Source organism: Segetibacter koreensis DSM 18137 (genome assembly GCF_000374045.1).
Classification (GTDB): Bacteria; Bacteroidota; Bacteroidia; order Chitinophagales; family Chitinophagaceae; genus Segetibacter; species Segetibacter koreensis.
The window spans coordinates 1-19,638 of sequence record NZ_KB893323.1 but is presented as its reverse complement, the minus strand read 5'-3'; the positions used below and the strand labels follow the sequence as shown (position 1 = coordinate 19,638).

Genomic DNA, 19,638 nt, shown 5'->3' with positions numbered 1-19,638 from the left:
TAAGTTACATAAGTAAAATACAAAAAGCCATCCTGAAAAAGGACAGCTTCAATTATTTATTAGCGTTTAGGATAAACAACTATTTGGAGGACAAGAAATCTTTAACCTTATCCTTGTGTATAATAGCTTCTTTAAAAGTGTAAGCGCCTGTTTTTGGGCTGCGAACCGCTTTAATTACTTTGCTCCAGTTTTTAGCTTCTGCCGCTGCTTTTTGGTCTTTTGTCTTTATCGCTGTTTTAGCTGCTTTTGCCATCTTAGTATTATTTGAGATTTATCTTTTAACTATTATACGATGCCGCATAATAATCAAAAGCTTACTTAATTTCTTTGTGAACAGTAACTTTCTTCATGATAGGATTGAACTTTTTAAGCTCTAACCTTTCAGGAGTATTTTTTTTATTTTTTTCAGTAATGTAGCGACTTGTGCCGGGCAATCCACTATTCTTATGCTCGGTGCACTCCATTATTACCTGAACTCTGCTACCTTTCTTTGCCATTGTATAATAATTTATCGGTTGTTAGATTTTTGTACCGTTTGCTCTCATTTCTTTAATTACAGCAGACAATCCGTTCTTATTGATAGTACGAATAGCTTCTGAAGAAACTTTTAAAGTTATCCAACGATCTTCTTCTACAAAAAAGAAACGCTTTGTTTGCAAATTTGGTAAAAAACGACGCTTGGTTTTAATGTTTGAATGAGAAACAGTATTACCTGTGATAGGCCTCTTACCGGTTACCTGACATACTCTTGCCATGATTTAATTTTTTCGGACGGCGAAGGTCGGATAAAATATGAGAAAAACAAAATAAATGAATGATTTCTTAACTTATTTCTCAATTTTTACTTTTCCCTTTACGGTAAAATTACTTTATTTTTTGTTGAAATCGATATAAAAAGTTCATCTCTTTTGCGGTTTAGATAGATAGCAGTAAATTGCGACAGTAAATAAGTCTTCATGATATTCTTAGCGCTGAACCTCGATTTTTTAGACCATCACTGTTTCTGATTATTGCTGCTTTGTATACTCTTATTTACTTATCTTAATTAATATTTTATGCTTTCAAATATTAGCGGGTCTGAAACTGCCAGGTTTCTGGACCTTGAAGAAAAATATGGTGCTCATAATTATCATCCTTTACCTGTGGTATTAGATCGGGGTGAAGGAGTTTATGTGTGGGATGTCGAAGGAAAACGTTATTACGATTTTCTTAGCGGGTACTCGGCTGTCAACCAGGGACATTGCCATCCTGCTATTATTGCCGCATTAACAGAGCAGGCACAAAAGCTGACTTTAACCAGCAGGGCCTTTCACAATAATGTGTTAGGCGAATATTCGCAATATATAACAAGGTATTTTGGTTACGACAAAGTTTTGCCAATGAATACGGGAGTTGAAGGCGGTGAAACTGCGATTAAACTTGCCAGGCGGTGGGGCTACGTAAAAAAAGGAATAGCTAATAATAAGGCTAAAATCATTTTTGCTGAACATAATTTTTGGGGAAGAACGCTTGCCGCAATTTCATCTTCTACTGATCCCAGCAGTTATGAGGGCTTTGGACCTTATATGCCTGGATTCGAGGTGGTACCCTACAATAACCTCGCTGCACTTGAAAAAGCTTTCCAGGATGTAAATGTCGCAGCATTTATGGTAGAGCCTATACAGGGAGAGGCTGGGGTGGTACTGCCTGATGATGGCTATTTGAAAGGAATAAGAGAACTGTGCAATGAATATAATGTGCTTTTTATAGCCGATGAAATACAAACAGGTCTTTGCCGTACCGGTAAAACGCTTGCATGCGATCATGAAAATGTAAGGCCAGATATATTAATTCTTGGTAAAGCGTTAAGTGGGGGAGTGTTACCTGTTTCTGCAGTGCTTGCTGATGATGACATCATGTTAAATATTCACCCAGGTGAGCATGGATCTACTTATGGAGGCAATCCTTTGGCATGTAAAGTTGCAATGACAGCTTTGCAGGTTTTAAAAGATGAAAACATGGCGCAAAATGCGGAAGAAATGGGAAACCTTCTGCGTAAAGAATTGGAAAATCTTCAATCACCGGTTATAAAAAGTGTACGCGGTAAAGGTCTTTTAAATGCTATTGTTATTAATCATCCTAATCCTGATGCAGCCTGGGTTCTTTGTCTTGAACTCATGAAAAACGGGATGCTCGCAAAACCTACACACGGCGATAAAATTCGTTTTGCTCCGCCATTAATTATTACTGAAGAACAAGTTATTGACTGTGTAAACATTATAAAACGTTCATTACAAGTACTTAAATAAATAAAAAGCCCTCTTTGACGAGGGTTTTTTATTTTGCATGTCAACAGATATTTATTATGGCTGATACTTTGATACATCATCATGATGAACTTCATTCATCGGGCTCTGATCTTTTAAAAGACATTGTTATAGGCATGAGCGATGGGCTTACAGTGCCTTTTGCGTTAGCTGCGGGTTTAAGCGGGGCTGTTGATAATACAAGTCTGATTGTTATAGCCGGCTTAGCAGAAATTGCTGCGGGTTCGATAGCTATGGGCCTTGGCGGCTATCTCGCAGGCCAGACGGAAATGGATCACTACAAAGCGGAGCTTCGGCGTGAGTATGACGAAGTAGAGCGGGTACCCGAAAGGGAAAAAGAAGAAGTAAGAGAATTTTTCGAAGGTCTTGGCCTAAGCACAGAAGTTCAGGCAAAAGCAGTCGAAGAACTAACAAGAGATAAAGACAACTGGGTAAATTTCATGATGAAGCACGAATTAGGACTTGACAAACCCGATGAAAAACGGGCCAGAAAAAGTGCTTTTAATATTGGTATGTCTTATATTGTCGGGGGTCTTGTACCACTGTTTCCTTACTTTTTTCTGTCGGATGCATTTCAGGGCTTAAAAATATCAGCTGTAATAACGCTTATCTGCCTCTTTATATTTGGTTATTTTAAAAGTAAAATGACGGGTGTACCTGCAATAACAGGGGCATTGAAAGTAATGCTGATTGGAGCAGTAGCGGCTGCGGCTGCCTTTTCTATAGCAAAAATGATCGAAGGAATTTAAAAGAAATGCAGCCGTTTTTTTAAAAGAAGGTAGAGGAGATTACACTTCTGTATCAATATTATCTTCTTTTTCGATTGTTTCCTCAACTTTTCTGTTTTTTAGTCTAAAGACAGGAAAACGCATTGGGCTGTGCTTTGGCCGTTCATCTCCAAATAAAACGCCCCATTGCCTAAGATTGTCTGACCTGTCAAAAACAATTTTCAGGATTGCTATTACGGGTAAAGACAGAAACATTCCTGAAATTCCTGCTACTGCCCCACCTACGATTACCCCGACGATACTCGCAAGTGCATTTATTTTAACTTTTGAACCTACAATACGGGGCATCAAAATATTATTATCTAAGAACTGTACAATTGCAATCGTGATCAGTACCGCATATATTGGCCAGATTTCCTGGGATGACGTTAGAGTAAGTAAAACTCCAACAACATTTCCTATTAAGGCTCCTATGTATGGAATAAGGTTTAGAATAGCAAATATTACCCCAATAAGTAGTGCATGTTTAATTCCTATTATCAGGAGCGAGGCGCCTAAAAGAACAGTAATGTAGGTAATTTGTATTAGCAGTCCAACCAGGTAGCTTTTAATAATTGTTTGCGTTTCACGCATACCGTCTTTAACTTTCTCGTGGCTTTCTCTCGGAAACCATAGAAAAATAAACCTAAGCAGCAGGTTTTTATAAAATAATATAAGAAAAACATAAATAGGTATCAGGCCAACAAATACGAAAACAGACGTGACCGACGTAGCCGCTCCGCCTAATATTCCTCCCGCATAATTGAGCAGTTTTTTACTTTGATCATTTATAAACGCTAGCTGCCTCTCAGTGGAAAAATTCGTTTTGCGATTTATCCATTCGCTCAGTGAATTTAAATGTACAGTAACATTATCTTTAATTACCGGAAAATCGTCTATAAGCGCGCTAATCTGGGTTGAGAAAAACCATATTATTCCGCCTACAATTGCAAGTAATAAAATTAACGAGATTGCGATGGATAATGATTCCGGAAATTTTTTTCGTATAAAAAAACTATATACAGGAAAAATAACAATACTAATTAAAAAAGCCATTACAATAGGAGCAATAATTCCATTTCCTTCAACTATTATAAGCCCGCATGTGTACAATCCGATTAGTTCTATAGACCGTCTTACTGAAACTGGTAATTCTTTCATAGTTATGTTTGCTTAAGTTCTTTAAGCTGATCAGTTAAAAGTTCGTGAAGCGTAGTAGGTAAATCAGGGTAGGAGTCTAGAAGTTCGGAATAGATGCTAATTAAACTATTTTCTGATCTTTTAAAATTGTCTTCTAATAAAGAAGCCTCCATATTATCAATATTGGCAAGTGACTTATTCCAAATCTCGTGATATTCATCTTCATGATTTACTTCAGACTGAACAGCATCGCCAAACTGCGAAAGTTCATTTAAAAGTGATTTTACAAATTTCTGACTTTGTGCTGAAACTAATTTCAATTTGTCTCGCATACTACTTGCAGCATTACTTTTCATCATTCTTTCACTGACCTCTTTACGGGTAGTATCAATAGCGATCAATTTTTGAACTATTTCTACCGGAGATTTTTTTTCTTTTGGTTCCATAATAATCTATAATTAATAAGAAACTGGTGACAATTTGTTTTACAATAGCAGAATATCATTTTGTAAAGATTTCTTCAAGACCTTCTTTTAAAATTTCAAACATTTTCTGAATGAACATTTTACTCGGCTTTTTTGGATTCTACCAATAACCACATTCGTTAATTGTTATTTATATAAATCGTGCCATAGAATAATAGTTAAAAATAGAGAAAGCATTTTCTAATTCCTGAGAAATTTCATCACTCTTTTGTATCAATTATTTAAGCCATTATTACTCCTTAACCGGTCAAAACGTAAAGGTTGCTTGAAATTGAGATTTGGACTTTTGTTTGGGTAATTATAATCTTAATTTTTCAGTAAATAACCAGTAAATAAAAAGAGGCTGTTTGATTTCAAACAGCCTCCTCAAGTAATGCTAAATGTGACTTTGCCTATTGTTTTACAAACTTACTTACTGATGTTTGATTGCCATCAGCAGATACAGCTTTAAGTATGTAACTTCCATAAGGAAGGTTATTGATATTTAAAGAGATATTATTTTCACCAGAAGCGAGTTGTCCCGCTTGTTGCATTACCGGCCTGCCGGCAAGGTCTGTTACTATTATGCTCACTTTTGTTGCAGTCGGTGCAGTTATTATAACGTTTACAAAAGATTTCGCCGGGTTTGGATAGAGATTCGACAAAGCGAAATTATTTATTGCCGATCCTTTTAATAAAACAATATTACCTGTTGTAAACCTGCCATCTTTGTCCACCTGTTTTAATCTGTAATAACTGTTTCCGTTACGTGGTTTTGCATCTCTATACTCATATGTGAGCGGTAAAGAACTATTGCCATTAAAAGCTTTAGAACCGATAAATGCAAGGGTGGTGAAATCTTTGCCATTTGCTGAACTTTGCAATTCAAATCCTTTATTGTTTTGCTCGGTGAGAGTTGTCCACGATAAAACATTTTCATACCCATTATGAACTCCTTTAAAGCTTGTAATGGTTACAGGAAGTGTATTTCCCGATGCAGTTAGAGTAAAAGATCCATCTTTTCCTGCATTGCCATATCCGTATACTCTTACATAATAAATTTGTCCTGCTGTAAGATTTGTAAGTGTAAGCGTTTCCGGTTCTCCATCGAAGCCCTGATCTGCACAGGCTAAACTAGTGAGAGAACCGCAAGTACCTGAATAAACATTAATAACAGCATCAAAAATTAAATCAGGTGTAAGCGTTAAGGTGGTACTACCTGATTGTGGAGCAGTGAATGTAAACCAAACATCGTCATTTGCTTCTCCGGTAGTGCCAAAACAAGATTCTGCAGGCATGCTCTGAGTTGCACTTCTGGTAGAACTTTGAACAGATGACGCGTCGTTAAGGTGAATTGCTCCGGCACAATCATCGTTAGCAGGAGCAGGTGGGGCAGGCTGTGTTGTAAATGAATAAACAGGACATCCCACAGCAGATCCTAAAGCATTTTTTGGAACAATACTCCAATAATAAGTCGTATTATAAGCCAGATCAGATCGGTATGTATTGTTGCCAGGTGAAAAACCTACGCTATCGGGAGAACTGGTTGTGCCTAACTTAAAAATATACTGTGAAGCTGTAGAGGCAGAATCCCAGGTAAAAAGCGCCTGCGGTGCAGAAATATTTGTAGCACCATTAGCAGGACCGGTTAAAACTGCACATGGAGGAACTGCGGTTGGAGTGGCTTCTATTTTAATATTGTCAACTACCAAAGCAACACTGTTAGCATCAGAATAGCAGTTAAACCCAAAATAAAAATTTCCCGAAGCTGTGGGAATATAATTGATCGTTCCTTGTGTCCACGATGTTTCATTAGTTAAGCCTGTACCGCCATTATTGTCCCAAAGCACGGTGTTTTGAGCTTGTATGGTGGCATCGTTTCCGACGGTCACTTTCATTTTTTCAGGAAAATCAGTATTAGCCACCCGGTAATAAAAACTAATGGTATAAGAATAACCATTGGTTAAACTGATAGCAGGAGTAATAGCCCACGCTTTAGCATTGGTTGCATCTGCTTCATACACCATAGATCCATAACCTTCTAATGCAGGATATGACTTGCCCGTGCTATTTACATAAGCCAGGTTTGTGTCGCTGTTGCTGGCCCAGTTATAGCCAAGAGGTTCATTGCCATTGATTAACGTCCAGTCTTGTGGTGGAAAAGTTTCCCCTTCAAAATCTTCATCTAATATAGTTTGAGATTGAGCAAGAGATAATGAGGTTAAAAAAAGGAATAGGAGAAAAATTCTTTTCATAGAGTGGTTTTTTTGACTCGTTAAAATAGCCTTTCGTTAGATAACGATAACTTCTACGAAAAATTGTCTCTTTCAACTTTTTTTGATACCTATCTTTTTGGCGTACTCATTCAGATATTTTATCTTCTACATTTATCTTTGGAAATAGTGTCATTACCATCATAAGAAAAGAAAGAAGGATAATTGCATAAATGCCTGCTCTCTTTTCAGGACATTCCCCCATTTGGCATTGAGTAAACAACAAAAAATTTCGTATTGACCAGGCAAAATTAAATGCAACAACAAACACGTTAATGCCTTTTGACCATACTTTAGGTAGCACAAAAAGAATAATTGAAAAAACAGAAAGAAAAATATGGATGATGGCCGGACTACCAAAGGTCGTCTGACCAGTATTTACACCGTTAATAGTTGCGTGGATTGATTCGATATAAACCCAGGGAACAAAACAAAAAATGATCAATGCAAGTGCGGACGCTGCACCAATATAATTAGAATATTTCATTACTTATAAAGAATGTTATTAAGAAGTGGTTTAAATTGTAAATGTAAAAAGGGCAAAAACTTCTTTTGATTTCATGTCAAATATGCAAATAAAGCAATCAAAATCAACAATCGCTGTTTTGTTTCTTTTTATCACTTATCAGGTATAAAAATTTCACCCAGGTAAATGAAAGATGCGGTTTGATAAAAGGCTGGTATTTTATTAGTAGGATTTAATTAAACATAAAAAATATGAAAAAACTATGTGCACTTTCATTGTTAGCATTTGCATTTGCGTGTAATGAACCCATGCAGGTAACAGGAAAACCTGATGCCCATGCTGCTACAGGCGGTACGTTAGGTTCCTCAAATGCAGAAAATCAACTGCCAAATGAAACCCGTGATACCACTACTCGCGTAGACTCTTCAAGCGCAAAAATAAAAAGGGATACTCTTTGATCGCGAGTGCCAAAGCGAAGTTTTGTAACTCTTTGGATTGAGGTCAACAGCAGTGTATTGAAATGAAAGCATAACGGTAATCTTCTATTTCAAATGAAATTTTAATAATTTTCTTAGTTGGATTACTATGGTGGTTTTCTCATCTTAATTTGAGAAAAATCCATTAAAATTAAAAATACTATTGCTTATACAATTTTTTAACCACTCTTACTATAATGATTGTCGTTGAGGTATTTTATGTGAAGATTTGTATATGCAACCAACCACAACTAACGACAGGCTTGTTACAGTCGATGCCCTTCGGGGTTTCGCACTTCTGGGTATTATGTTAGCCCACTTTATCTATTGGTACACGGCAGGGCCACTTCCCGATGAGGTATATGGAAAATATAAAGACGTCGGTAGCCAGGTCGCTGATATATTTAACAACCTTTTTGTTACAGGAAAGTTTTTTGCTTTCTTTTCCTTTCTTTTTGGTCTTAGTTTCTACCTTCAGATGCGCCGTTTACAACATGACCCTAATACTTTCCTTCGCCGGTATTCGTGGCGCCTCATTTTACTTCTAATAATAGGACTTGCTCATCACGCTTTGTGGATGGGTGATATACTCTCCATATATGCTCCTTTAGGATTTGTTCTTTTAATGCTTAGAAAACTAAACAACAAATGGGTACTGATCACAGGTTTGTTGCTTGCTCTTAATCTTCCCGGTAAGATTATTGGCCTGGTGCAGTTACTTAGTCACACTCAGCAAGGCTTTGGAGATTTTGCCGCAATGGCTACGTCTTATAACGCGTTAATTGATCACGGTAGCCTCATGGATATTCTTAAGTATAACTTAAACCACCTAAGTACGAAGTTCGAATTCCAGGTAAATAGCGGCCGATTATTTATAACGCTTGGCTTTTTTCTTTTAGGAATGTTTGTAGGTCGCAAAAAAATGTTTGAAAATGGCATAGAATCAAAACCTCTTTTTAGAAAAATATTTCGTCGAAGCGCCTTAGTTATGGGTATTGCGCTAGCATGTGGTTTGGGCATGTTTGCCGCAGATGCAATATTAAAATTAGGATGGCAGCAAAGCCCGTATGCCGGCTACATTTTCATGATCTTTTATGATGTTTTTAATGCTGCACTGGTGGTATTTTTTGTCACCGGTCTTACTTTACTAATGTTTACTAAAGGTGGCCGCAAGTTCTTCTTTCCAATGGCACCTGTCGGCAAAATGGCCTTAAGCAGCTATATAACACAAACTATATTCGGTTTAATATTATTTTACGGTGTCGGCTTTCATTTGTACACAAAAACAAGTCCCGGGTTAAACTACCTTATTGCAATCACATTTTTTATGTGCCAGATGATATTTAGTAAATGGTGGCTGCAATATTTTAACTATGGTCCTTTGGAGTGGTTATGGAGATCAGGGACTTTGTTGAAATGGCAGCCCATGCTAAAGCAAAAGAAAGAGACTGCCCCTTTAGCTGCTCCTGCAGAAGATGCTGTTATCATGCAATAGCATAACATTGCATGGTAATCTTTCTCTTTAAATAGCACCATTGTTGAAGTGAGGCATTTATTATACGGTTAATCTTTATGTAATTAAAAATGGATGGCCAATAACCAATAGAAGCGATGCTGGTAAAATATTTGATGCTTTGCCATTGTATTTTTTAATTTTTAAAGATTTAATTATGGCAACGTTATCAGGAAAAAAAATCGCTATTTTAACAGAAAAAGGTTTTGAAGAGGTTGAGCTTACCAGCCCTAAAAAAGCGCTTGAAGAAGCAGGAGCCACCGTTGATATAGTTTCGCCTGAACAAAGTGTAAGGGCTATGAAGGAAAAAGACTGGTCGATAGAACTGCCTGTCGATGTAAATGTAAAAGAGGCAAAACAAGAAGATTATGATGGCTTACTAATTCCTGGAGGAGTAATCAACCCTGACCTGATGCGGATAAATGAAGACTGTGTTAAATTTGTCCGTTCTTTTTTTGAGGCCGGCAAGCCAGTAGCGGCTATCTGTCATGGTCCACAATTGCTTATTGAAGCTGGTGTAGTTTCTGGTAAGACACTTACCTCGTATCCATCCATTAAAACAGATTTAAAAAATGCAGGCGCAAACTGGGTAGACAAGGAGGTTGTGGTTGATAATGGATTAATCACAAGCCGGTCACCAAAAGATCTGCCAGCGTTCAACAAAAAAATAGTAGAGGAATTCAGGGAAGGAGTGCATGCAGGAATGCATGCGTAAATAACGTATGGTTTACATAAAAAAGCCACCTGTGCGGGTGGCTTTTTTATGTAAATTTCTAAAAGTAACTATTAGTAAATTTTTTCTGCTAATTATCTCAAGTCGATGCTTTCTTTCCTTCAATTCCAACAAACGGTACTCCTTCAGCCTTTAAAAAATTGGTGATTGGCTTATAAACTTGTTTAGGGTGAGTAACCAAAGAAAAATGATCTCCTGGAACTTCATGAAAAGTCTGCGAAGGATACTTTACAATATGGTCAGCTTTTGCATGAATTCTAACGTCCGGAGCTACGTTAACCGGTATTTTAACAGGATTAAAGATAACCATTAATTGTTTGGCGACAATTTCCTTATCACCTCTTCTTAACCTTTCGAAAATTTCAATAAATATTTCTTTTGATGGCTTATTCTTATAATGTAGCCAAACAAGAATGCGAAGCGCCACAGTATTAAAACCAATTCCTCTTTTTGCCAACCAATACATTAAATGCCGCTCTAACGGCACCTTTATTATTTTACTGCTGTCCGTCCAGGATGCAACCTGAATGAGCCGGCAACCCACCAGGTGCTTGATATACCATCCGATCCATCCGCCCATTGAATGACCAAGTATGACATCTCCTTCCTTAATTTCAAACTGCTCAACCAAATATTTTGCATACACTAAAGCGTTTAGTCCTTTTTCAGGTAAATGCCCTAACCATTTCCAATTATCAATAAACACTTTTTCCTGCGGAAGGGATGCTTGTATTTTATCGAAAATTGACACCTCTTCACCTAAACCAGGAATGAAGATTATACGCATGAGTTATAATAATTTTTATACTTTATTTTCTTTTAGCCTTACTAACGAAGTTTTTATGATATTACCTGCAAAACAAAAACCTGTATTTTCAGATGCTAACCCAAATTGCTGAAGGGTGATTAGAAAGTAGGACAAAGATAAACAAGAGAACCTGGGCAACAGTTAAGAACTTTAAATCACTCCATCTTTTACCACTCATCCCACTTACAGATATAATTTAGTAAAATCATCCACTATTTCAGGCCTTTTTTACTATTTCAGATAACGCGTTAAAACCTTTATCTGCGTTAAGTTTGAGGGGATTTCAATGAGAAAAATGCCGCCGTTTGTCACAATAACTAAGTCAATAAATGCTTTTGGTCCCAATTCAATTGCACAAGCCTTTTAGGGGTTCTACTTTTGAATTGTCAATCAAATAAAACTGACAATTTTTAAAAAAACAATTAAAAAAATAAAAAATGAAAAAGTTATTCATCTCTGGTTTACTAGCAGTTACCGTTGCACTTAGCAGTTTTGCAGCAGAAGGAAACAAAGTAAGTTATACCGTACTCAATAATTTTCAGTCTGAGTTCAAACATGTATCTGATGTGCAGTGGACTGCCGGCGATAACTATACAAAGGCAACATTTGTATTGAACAATGTAAGAACCGAAGCATTATACAGTGCTAACGGAGATTTAATTGGAACCAACCAGGCGATTACGCTGGATGAATTACCAGTGAATGCAAAAAGAACTTTTGCAAAAAAATATAACGGTTACACAGTAAAAGAAGCCATCCGATTTGAAGGTGCGCAGGAAAGTGCTTATTACATTTCTGCAGAAAACGAAAAAGGTTCTGTTGTCCTTAAAGTGGCTGATAATGGTTCTATATCAACAGTAAAAAATTAAATAAAGCAAGTAGTAGTGATTCAGCCTCCACAAATTGTGGAGGCTTTTTTCTGCAAAAATTTTCGTCTATGAAATAAAGTTTCCTGATGAAAGAAGACTACGCCATTTCTAATTGCAAGGCTTTCTTTTCCTGCTCATTTTCTGTCAGCAAATGTTTGTACGATATCTCGATTTTACTTATTAGCTTTTCTTCCAAAATATTAGCGAAAGTTTCAAAATATACAATCACATCTTCACGAACATTTCGCTTTAACCACCGAAACCCTCCTGGTAATGCATTTAGTACTTCCTTATCTTTGAGGTATTCTATATTGTGAATATCAACCGGGTTTAGACCGATCATTTCCAGTTTTTGTATCACAAGATCTATGGGTGTATTGGTATCTCCGCAATATTCTTCTGCAATCTCTGTCCATTCCCCTAAGCCTGATTGTGCATATTTTAAAATCTCTTCTTTAGTTAAAAATGTTACTGATTGCACCAAATTGCCACAATTACAAGCTCCATGATTGCCCCATGCATAATATGCTCCATTTTTTAGCCTGTTAGCTGTTGTACGCAGTGCATCTATCAGTTCTATACTTGGTTTAGCCATTTTATATTGTTTTTATAAAATTACCTTTTTTAAAATTATACCAACAAATGCCTTTTTTGGTTACATTTTTACTAAATTTTCTTTTGTTCCTACAACTTTTTAAATTTTCATAACTACAATTTCTGATGCAGGATACGCTGTGAAAGATGGAATTTGCTACAGCATAAAATTATTCTTCTTCTATTCCTTCAAACACAAGTGACCTGTCATTTCTATCTAGTTCTTCTTTTAATTGCATTGTATCAGAAGGTAAAGCTTCGTCTGGGGGTACTGTAAAATGCGTTGCCACGGGAAGAAAAGTTTTTAAAAAATCTGCAGACGTATCTTCAAGAGTAGAACGCATTGACCCCTGGTATTCATAATACACTTTTCCTTCTTTTCGGTTTTCTTTTAAAAAAACATAAAGCCTGTCTCCGGCTATATCGATATCTGGTTTTAGCTCATGTACATATTGAAGTCTGCCAAAAATGTCTATCGTCATAAGGTGAATATTTTGATTATTGAGGATGTAATAAAGTTATTCTATTTGTTCTTTTTTGTTTAATATTTATTAATTTTCTATGCCTGCTATTTTAAAAAAAAGAAGCATCTTTTTCAATTTTATTTTTTTCTGTTATGAGTAATCATCTCATCATAACAAAGAGGAACTACCGGAAAATCAAATATCACCATGATGCGAGTATGATAAGAAAAAGATATTTAAGCCTGTCGCTGAAGATAACGCGAGTGGCATACAACACATAGGTTTCTTTTGTCTAAAGGCAACGATTACTTCTTTTATATTTGCGCAACAAAAGTTTTCCTTTGACACTTTATCAATTTAAGTTATTGGCTGAAGACCAACAGATGGACCTTGTATGGAATGAAGCAGTATATGTTGGAGATATACAATTGACTTTCACCAGCATTTTACTTTATCAACTAAATTCTTTTTTTATAGAAATAGCATGTTTTAAACCTAACAATAAATATTTTATAGTTCGGTCTTTTAGTAACATAAACGAGTTGAAACCTTATTTAAACCAGATAGAACTTTCAGAGTTTATGATGTAAAACTTTTCATACTTTCAACTGAGTCTGATATCGCTTCTACAATTGAATAAATGGCTTGAAGTTAAATTTACTTGATTTTTAAGGAGGCATTGTTCCCGAAAAGATGTTGTTGTGAGACTCATAAAATCAACTTTGCTTCAGATTTCCTGAATATTTTTACCACTCTAAAAGGTCTTATTGAATATGCATAGAAAATTTACACTCTCTCTCTTTTTATTGTTTTTAGGTTTTTTAGTTCAGGCACAACAACCATCTGCCGGTGGTAATGCAAAGATTACTGGTAAAGTCATAGACTCTGTGTCGCGTAAGCCTATAGAATATGCTACCGTTACTCTTTACGAAGAGGGTAGTAAGAAAGCTTTTAACGGTGCGACTACAGACAGCACCGGCATGTTTGCAATTGCCAATATATCCACTGTCGGTACTTATAATGTTGTAGCAGAATTTATGGGTTACAAGGCGCATACCCTCCGCAAGTTGGCAGTAATTAAAAAAAATGATGTCGTCGACATTGGTAGCATTGCACTGGTTGCAATTGCAACAACACTGCAGGGGGTAACGGTAACTGCACAGGCACGAGTAATAGAAAATAAGATAGATAAGATGGTGTTTAATGCAGAGAAAGACATCACCTCACAAACCGGGGTGGCTACAGACATACTTAGAAAAGTGCCGCAGGTAACAGTAGGTGTAGATGGAAATGTAGAACTTGCGGGCAATGCCAGTATCAGGTTTTTGATAAATGGCAAACCATCATCGGCTTTTGGAAGCAACATTGCAGACGTATTGCAGGCGATACCCGCCAACCAGATTAAAAGCATAGAAGTAATTACTAACCCGGGGGCAAAATACGATGCGCAGGGGTTAGGTGGTATTATCAACATTATCCTTAAAAAGAGCAATGCACAGGGTATTAACGGAAATCTTTCACTTACAGGTGGTACCCGTACCGAAAACGGTTCTTTTAATTTCAATGCCCGGAAGGGTAAATTTGCAGTAAACGCCTTTGTAAGTGGCAATACCCGTTTACGTGCAAATACTCCTTCTTATTCTGACCGGGTAACTAACGATACCGCAGCCAGTACTAACATTTACTTACACCAGGATGGCCTTTCGCGCATTCATCGGCATGGCTTACAGGCAGGAGCAGGATTTGATTGGAGTTATAATGATAAGAACAGCCTAACGGGTGCAATTTCCTTTAACAGTTTTGGAACCGATGGGAGCGGCTATACCAATCAGTTGCAGGATAGTAAAGATGATGGTGGTAATAGCAGTAATATTTCAAAAATTTCTTCTATAAATAATACAGACAACGCTTTTCGTTTTCATAATATAGATGCTAACCTCAATTATAAACGAACTTTTAATAAAGAAGACAAGGAGCTCGACATCGCACTCAATTCATCACTAGGCAACAGCTACAACAGAACCTCGAGCATGCAGTTTTTGCAGCCAGCTCACCAGCTTTACTATGGTAATAACAGTACAAACCCCGGCAATCAGAACGACAACGAATTACTGATAGACTATACCCAGCCTTTGAAGAAAAATGTAATACTTGGAGTAGGAAGCAAAGCAAATTTTATTGATATTGCCAGCAGCTCTGATGTCCTTACGTATAACAACCCAACCGGCCAGTACCAGCCTAATCCTTTTTTGACCAATAACCTTAACTATCATCAAAAAGTCTATGCACTTTATTCTGAGCTAACCTTTCTTGTAGCGAAATTGTTTGATGCCAAAGTAGGGGGGCGATACGAACGAACTGAAATAGAGGCGTTTTACTCCAATGCACAACAGCAACGAAAAGTGCCCGGGTACAATAGCTTCGTTCCATCAATATACCTGTCGAAGAAATTGGGTGAAAACGGCGGAGCTTTAAGGTTAAGTTACTCAAAGAGAATTGGACGCCCCGACTATGGAGATCTTAATCCATTTGTAAATACCAGCGATCCAAAAAACATCTCTACTGGTAACCCTAACCTGGTACCTGAAAGCAGCAAAAGGTATGAGTTTGCCTATAACAAAGACCTTGGCAAGGCCGGCTCTTTCATGGTGAACCTGTTTTACCGCCTCAATATGAACGATATTCAGCCGTTTGTTACTTACTATCCTGAATATACTGTTGGCGATACAACCTATACCCACGTGGCCGTTTCTACCCGTCAAAATATAGGAACGGAAAAAAATATAGGTTTTAACCTCTTTACAGATCTGCGGTTGGTAAAGAAGATGAGCATACGAACCAACATGTTCTTTTTTCACCGTGATATTATAAATGCAATTGATAAAGGATACAATTCCTCTAGTTTTAATTACAGGTTTAACCTCAACAGCAGCTATCAGTTTACTAACACTCTTTTTGGAGAGTTTTTTGGCAACTTCAATTCTGCCCGCAATGAGGCCCAGGGGAAGTACCCTTCTTTTACTAACTACAGTTTTGCAGTACGGAAGCAATTCTGGAACAAGAACGGAAGCTTGGCCCTCACCGCTACCAATCCATTTAAAGATGTGGTAAACATGCGTACTTCTCTTTATGGTCCAAATTTTATTGTTACTAGCCAGCGTAGTATACCTTTCAGATCTTTTGGATTAAACTTCACGTGGAAGTTTGGCAGGTTGGAGTTCAAGAAAGAAAAGGAGCCCAACGAGAATTCGAACCCGGCTTTAGAGTAGTTATTATTGGTCCACACTAGTTGATTAAAAAAGGGCTAGGGTATTTTATTTAAACTCTACTTTTATTGGAAGAAATATTAGGGACCTTAAATGCGCCGTGTAAAAAGTTATGAGCAACGTTAATGTTTACCTGAGGAAATTCTTTTAAATTAAAGTTACGTTTAAGTTACCATTTTCGATGGTTAAGTCCTATCCCGGAATTAGTAGTTGACAGTTGATCGAACCAAAATTGGTAAATAGACCTCTAATATTTAAAATAGGTTTTAAAAAATAAAGTTGAAGTAGAGTATAGGCAGAAACAAAAAAATGAGTTGTAAATTTTAAATTACTACCACTGGTAGATAATAATATGGAAAATAGAATGGAAGAGATAACTAATTCAGTACTTGAAGTGATATTGGCTAGCGATAAGTATATAACCAGTAATGAAATTGCTGTTCTTTTGAGCATTGCAGAAGATAACGTTATTAAAGAAATTAGTCGGATTCGAGGATAAAGGATAGGATTTGTGAGTGGTTTTGCGGCTATCACTTTTATTTTAGGTTCAAGTGCCTCCTTGGCTTCTTGAGTGTTGATAAGAGGCGGTTGAACCGGTACGTTTCCCGGATGAAAAGAAAAAAAGTTTTCTATCTTTTCAATAAGTTGTTCAAAACTGCATTTATAGTATAGAACTCCAAAATCTATAAAGTTTCCACCTTTCCCTGAACCATGATCAAACCATGCATTTAATTTTCGGTTCACCTTAAAAGAGGCTTCTTTTTCATCTCTTAATGGTGACAAGTACCAGTAGTCATTGTTGGTGATTTTTTGTGGCTGGTAACCTAATTTCTCCAGGTACTCTACAATATCTGTTTGCCTCAATTCCTCGTAGGAAAAAAAATGGGTGGCCATATGCTTGATTTTTTGATGATTTTGATGAAACGCACTCTTACTATTTGATTTTTAATTACTTATCACTTCATCTTTTTTTCATCAGGAGGATAAGAGCTTTCATCAAAGTGTTTTTTCTGATGAAATGTTGATGACGTTTCTGATGATCATAACTTATTTAGCTTCAAATACTTATACTCCTGTCATCAAAATCATCAGAAAAATGAAGGTTTATAACCTCTTTTTGTGACAGCTTATAATACCTTCCCTTGTAGTTGTATTCGTATATACTTCCGTCACTACCGAAGCGGTATTGTGTATAGGAATTTGAGTTTTCAGAAGGAACAAGTTTCCAGGTGTCTTGAAGTACTTTTTTGATGCTGTTGCTGTCATAGCATCTAAAACCCTTTTTCTGCAACCACTCCTGCATATCGGATAAACAGAAGCATAGTTCACATAATTCCTTCTGGTCAACAATGGTTAGCAGGATTTGAGCCATCTCTACTTCGAGTTTGTTTCGGTTGTACTTCTTTAGTCGTTTTAAGGCGCTTGTAGCGATTTGCTCAGGTGTGAACCACATCCGGGTAGCGCATTTTGTAGTAAACGGGCGGTTAAGTAAATAATGAATAAAAACAGGAATTTCAGCTTCCAGCTCAGCCAACAGTTTATTGTTAGGTGCTTGCAATGTAGACAGCCTTCTTATCCAATACCTGATTTCCTTTGCATCAATCATGATAAAGTTGTCTTCATTGTTGGAGCATAGGATGAACTTGCCGAAAAATTCAATTTCCTGCCTGTCCTGGCCCTTGGCTTCTATCTTATAATAACGGGAAGTACTTAGATTTTTGATACGTTCGGAGTCTTCTTTACGGTCAAGGAAAGTTTCATCAACACCAATTATTAGTTTATGTGCCCATTCTGCATTGAAGTTGCTTCTGAAATCCTCATTGCTATTGATGGTCATGTTGGAACCGTAGATAGCTTTTAGAAAATTTAAAAAAGTTGTCTTGCCTGTATTTCGCTCTGTACTTACCAGGCATAGGATAGGAAGTATCTGTACAGGATGCAGCAGTAAAACTTTCAAGTAATCCAAACCCAGATCCAGCTGTTCGCCAAAGATGTGATTTAAAAAAACAAGGGTATGTTTGGGGTAACCCGGACGAGGCTCATGAGGAAAAGGGTAGTACTGGTTATAAAAGTTATCAATTTCCCTTTTGTATTCCAAGTGATTGGGAACAAGGCAAAAACCCTTATAACGCGGAATAGCAGATAAAAAAGCTTTTCCATAGTCCTGCTTAATACATTCTACTGACCATGGCAACAACAACTCTGTAACATCACCTGAAGCTAGTGGTTTTCTTATTTTTCTATAATAGGTTGTACCTATACGTAAGTATTCCTGCTCCTGTTCATTCTCTACAATGCCGTTCATACTTGCTGATTTATTACAATTAAAAAAGTCTTCTGTAGGTATTACAACTTCCGTCGGCTTGTTTTTACATACTCCAGCACTTCTGACCTTTGGAAGTAAACTCTACCGTTTACCTTATGGTTAGGCAAACCTTTCTTCATCCAGTCGTTAAGAGTAACCATGGAGATGCCTAAGAACCGGCCTACATCTTTCCTGCTTATAAGTGGTTACTGCGCCAGATTAGCAGACTTATCATTTTGTGCAACAGATACGCTGAGACTTTCGTTCACCGCTTCCCGGATCCAGCTCTTAATGTCGTTTTCAGTTGGGATAAATAAAGTGTCCATATGTTTTTGTTTTATGGACGTAAATCTGATTAAGAAAACTTAAGAAATCAATGATGGATTGGTAGGGGATTTTTTAGGATTGATTTAGAAGAGGTTAGATTGGCTAAGACGTGTATGTTTGTACTAAAATAAGTAGCGGACAAAGTATTAAGTTGAAGAACTGTAAAGCTCGACTTACTCTATAGGCATCACGACGACATAGATGAGGATTTTGTGGTAGAAGTCTAGTAAAACTCAGTGTTTACTGCCTTTTTTCGTTTTTAGCCTACCAATTTATATCAAGCTTCTTCAAATATTTGTAGTGGTGAGGGTGTGTGAGATGAACATAAATTCAACTGATGATTCAACTTATTATTAGACATTCTTATTCGGCCTTTTCATAATCATGAAAGAACGTTTTCAATGCAAGTGTCATGAAGATCTAGTTTATAAAAGAAGCGCTTTGTTTATTGTATCTTTTTCGATATTTTTCCCTATTCTATCTAATGGGTAGTGAAACGGTAAATGCGGAGAAGTCATGTTCCTGTGTTTGAACTGACAATTCCCCTCCGAGCGCTTTAATAATATCATAACTCAATGATAGTCCCAATCCTGTTCCCTGTCCTGTTGGTTTAGTCGTAAAAAAGGGTTGAAAAATTTTATCAACTACTTTTTGCGGAATGCCTGTTCCGTTGTCTCTTACCCGAATTTGTACTTCTTCACCTGATCTTTTTGTGGTAACTAAAACTAACGGTTCAAACGTTCCATTTAGCTGTTTCTTTTTTTCATTTACCGCATAAAAAGCATTGTTGAATAGGTTTAATAAAATTCTTCCAACATCCTGTGGAACAACCTCTATCTTTCCTATACTTTCATCAAAATGTGTTTC

22 protein-coding genes are annotated in these 19,638 nt (G+C 36.9%); 8 read left to right on the top strand and 14 right to left on the bottom strand.

From position 1 onward, the window contains the following. Positions 1-79: 79 nt before the first annotated feature. The 3 genes from B154_RS31345 to rpmB all read right to left on the bottom strand — a co-directional run bounded on the left by B154_RS31345 (position 80) and on the right by rpmB (position 755). Complete coding sequence (locus B154_RS31345; protein WP_018613808.1) at positions 80-253, bottom strand: DUF4295 family protein; 174 nt, start codon at positions 251-253, stop codon at positions 80-82. Between the two features lie 61 nt (positions 254-314). Next, positions 315-497, bottom strand: a complete 183-nt coding sequence (gene rpmG / locus B154_RS0109805) for a 50S ribosomal protein L33 (RefSeq protein ID WP_018613807.1) — start codon at positions 495-497, stop codon at positions 315-317. Positions 498-518: 21 nt separating this feature from the next. After that, entirely contained in the window at positions 519-755 is a 237-nt protein-coding gene (rpmB, locus tag B154_RS0109800; RefSeq protein WP_018613806.1) for a 50S ribosomal protein L28, read from the bottom strand. Between the two features lie 300 nt (positions 756-1,055). Here rpmB and rocD point away from each other — a divergent pair, with 300 nt between their 5' ends. Both rocD and B154_RS0109790 read left to right on the top strand, forming a co-directional pair. Next, positions 1,056-2,288, top strand: a complete 1,233-nt coding sequence (rocD, locus tag B154_RS0109795; RefSeq protein WP_018613805.1) for an ornithine--oxo-acid transaminase — start codon at positions 1,056-1,058, stop codon at positions 2,286-2,288. 56 nt (positions 2,289-2,344) lie between these two features. After that, complete coding sequence (locus tag B154_RS0109790; protein WP_018613804.1) at positions 2,345-3,055, top strand: VIT1/CCC1 transporter family protein; 711 nt, start codon at positions 2,345-2,347, stop codon at positions 3,053-3,055. Between the two features lie 39 nt (positions 3,056-3,094). Here B154_RS0109790 and B154_RS0109785 read toward each other — a convergent pair whose 3' ends face one another. The 4 genes from B154_RS0109785 to B154_RS0109770 all read right to left on the bottom strand — a co-directional run bounded on the left by B154_RS0109785 (position 3,095) and on the right by B154_RS0109770 (position 7,437). After that, complete coding sequence (locus B154_RS0109785) at positions 3,095-4,234, bottom strand: AI-2E family transporter (RefSeq protein ID WP_018613803.1); 1,140 nt, start codon at positions 4,232-4,234, stop codon at positions 3,095-3,097. A gap of 2 nt (positions 4,235-4,236) precedes the next feature. Then, on the bottom strand, positions 4,237-4,659 hold the full coding sequence (locus B154_RS0109780) for a hypothetical protein (protein WP_018613802.1): 423 nt from the start codon (positions 4,657-4,659) through the stop codon (positions 4,237-4,239). A 431-nt stretch (positions 4,660-5,090) separates the two neighbouring features. Beyond that, positions 5,091-6,932 carry a T9SS-dependent choice-of-anchor J family protein gene (locus B154_RS0109775; RefSeq protein WP_018613801.1) on the bottom strand — a complete coding sequence of 614 codons (1,842 nt, stop codon included), beginning with the start codon at positions 6,930-6,932 and terminating at the stop codon, positions 5,091-5,093. Between the two features lie 106 nt (positions 6,933-7,038). Beyond that, positions 7,039-7,437, bottom strand: a complete 399-nt coding sequence (locus B154_RS0109770; protein WP_018613800.1) for a hypothetical protein — start codon at positions 7,435-7,437, stop codon at positions 7,039-7,041. 230 nt (positions 7,438-7,667) lie between these two features. Here B154_RS0109770 and B154_RS0109765 point away from each other — a divergent pair, with 230 nt between their 5' ends. The 3 genes from B154_RS0109765 (at position 7,668) to B154_RS0109755 (ending at position 10,120) form a co-directional block, all read left to right on the top strand. Beyond that, positions 7,668-7,874 carry a hypothetical protein gene (locus B154_RS0109765; RefSeq protein WP_018613799.1) on the top strand — a complete coding sequence of 69 codons (207 nt, stop codon included), beginning with the start codon at positions 7,668-7,670 and terminating at the stop codon, positions 7,872-7,874. 253 nt (positions 7,875-8,127) lie between these two features. After that, positions 8,128-9,387: a DUF418 domain-containing protein gene (locus B154_RS28175; protein ID WP_018613798.1), complete on the top strand. Its 1,260-nt coding sequence runs from the start codon at positions 8,128-8,130 to the stop codon at positions 9,385-9,387. Positions 9,388-9,562: 175 nt separating this feature from the next. Next, positions 9,563-10,120 carry a type 1 glutamine amidotransferase domain-containing protein gene (locus B154_RS0109755; protein ID WP_026260086.1) on the top strand — a complete coding sequence of 186 codons (558 nt, stop codon included), beginning with the start codon at positions 9,563-9,565 and terminating at the stop codon, positions 10,118-10,120. A gap of 97 nt (positions 10,121-10,217) precedes the next feature. Here the strand turns inward: B154_RS0109755 and B154_RS0109750 are convergent, their stop codons facing one another. Further along, on the bottom strand, positions 10,218-10,925 hold the full coding sequence (locus tag B154_RS0109750; RefSeq protein ID WP_018613796.1) for an alpha/beta fold hydrolase: 708 nt from the start codon (positions 10,923-10,925) through the stop codon (positions 10,218-10,220). Positions 10,926-11,383: 458 nt separating this feature from the next. Between B154_RS0109750 and B154_RS0109740 the strand changes: the two genes are divergently transcribed. Further along, complete coding sequence (locus B154_RS0109740; RefSeq protein ID WP_018613794.1) at positions 11,384-11,815, top strand: hypothetical protein; 432 nt, start codon at positions 11,384-11,386, stop codon at positions 11,813-11,815. Positions 11,816-11,912: 97 nt separating this feature from the next. Here the strand turns inward: B154_RS0109740 and B154_RS0109735 are convergent, their stop codons facing one another. Beyond that, entirely contained in the window at positions 11,913-12,410 is a 498-nt protein-coding gene (locus B154_RS0109735) for a hypothetical protein (RefSeq protein WP_018613793.1), read from the bottom strand. A 169-nt stretch (positions 12,411-12,579) separates the two neighbouring features. After that, entirely contained in the window at positions 12,580-12,891 is a 312-nt protein-coding gene (locus tag B154_RS0109730) for a hypothetical protein (protein WP_018613792.1), read from the bottom strand. 323 nt (positions 12,892-13,214) lie between these two features. Here B154_RS0109730 and B154_RS0109725 point away from each other — a divergent pair, with 323 nt between their 5' ends. After that, on the top strand, positions 13,215-13,463 hold the full coding sequence (locus B154_RS0109725) for a hypothetical protein (RefSeq protein WP_018613791.1): 249 nt from the start codon (positions 13,215-13,217) through the stop codon (positions 13,461-13,463). A gap of 183 nt (positions 13,464-13,646) precedes the next feature. Continuing rightward, positions 13,647-16,142 carry a TonB-dependent receptor gene (locus tag B154_RS0109720; RefSeq protein ID WP_018613790.1) on the top strand — a complete coding sequence of 832 codons (2,496 nt, stop codon included), beginning with the start codon at positions 13,647-13,649 and terminating at the stop codon, positions 16,140-16,142. Between the two features lie 189 nt (positions 16,143-16,331). Here the strand turns inward: B154_RS0109720 and B154_RS33325 are convergent, their stop codons facing one another. The 4 genes from B154_RS33325 to B154_RS0109700 form a co-directional block, all read right to left on the bottom strand. Continuing rightward, complete coding sequence (locus tag B154_RS33325; RefSeq protein ID WP_018613789.1) at positions 16,332-17,033, bottom strand: CHC2 zinc finger domain-containing protein; 702 nt, start codon at positions 17,031-17,033, stop codon at positions 16,332-16,334. A gap of 163 nt (positions 17,034-17,196) precedes the next feature. Then, positions 17,197-18,444 carry a primase-helicase family protein gene (locus B154_RS0109710; RefSeq protein WP_018613788.1) on the bottom strand — a complete coding sequence of 416 codons (1,248 nt, stop codon included), beginning with the start codon at positions 18,442-18,444 and terminating at the stop codon, positions 17,197-17,199. A gap of 41 nt (positions 18,445-18,485) precedes the next feature. Next, the gene (locus B154_RS33815; RefSeq protein WP_425423106.1) at positions 18,486-18,644 is read right to left on the bottom strand and encodes a helix-turn-helix domain-containing protein; all 159 of its coding nucleotides are present in this window, start codon (positions 18,642-18,644) and stop codon (positions 18,486-18,488) included. A gap of 604 nt (positions 18,645-19,248) precedes the next feature. Beyond that, positions 19,249-19,638 (bottom strand): sensor histidine kinase (locus B154_RS0109700; RefSeq protein ID WP_026260085.1); only part of this gene is annotated, 390 nt, incomplete at its 5' end.